The 624-nt window shown below is 55.4% G+C and carries 1 protein-coding gene; it reads left to right on the forward strand.

Annotation, left to right across the window (positions count from 1 at the left end):
- On the forward strand, positions 1–624 hold a 624-nt coding region (locus AC4ED1_RS14710; protein WP_490939880.1), incomplete at both ends, for a reverse transcriptase domain-containing protein.

Raw genomic sequence — 624 nt, forward strand, 5'->3', positions numbered from 1 at the left:
CCCTTCTGCAAGTGATGACCCCCATCTTCGACGGTGGATTCTCATGGTACAGCTACGGATTCCGACCGGGCAAACGGGCTCACGATGCCGTGCGGCAAGCCCAACGCTTCATCCAGGAAGGATATCGTTGGGTGGTCGACATGGATCTGGAGAAGTTCTTTAACCGGGTGAATCACGACATCCTGATGGCGCGAGTGGCGCGGGAAGTGAAAGACAAGCGAGTTTTGAAACTGATTCGCGCCTACCTGGACGCTGGAGTCATGATCAACGGCGTCGTCCATTTCGCGGAAGAGGGAACCCCGCAAGGAGGGCCATTAAGTCCGCTGTTGGCAAATATTCTGCTGGACGACTTGGACAAGGAACTGACACGCAGAGGCCTGCGGTTCGTCCGTTATGCAGACGACTGTAACATCTTTGTTGCAAGTAAACGGGCAGGAGAACGGGTGATGGAGTCCGTGATTCGCTTTGTGGAAGGCAAGCTCAAACTGAAGGTCAATCGGGAGAAAAGCGCTGTGGATCGTCCTTGGAAGCGGAAGTTTCTCGGATTCAGCTACCTGTCGAACCGACAGGGGACCCTACGGCTCGCCCCGAAAACGATTGAGCGGTTCAAGGAACGCATCCGCG

The sequence above is a fragment of the Effusibacillus sp. SKA8 genome, from assembly GCF_058273125.1.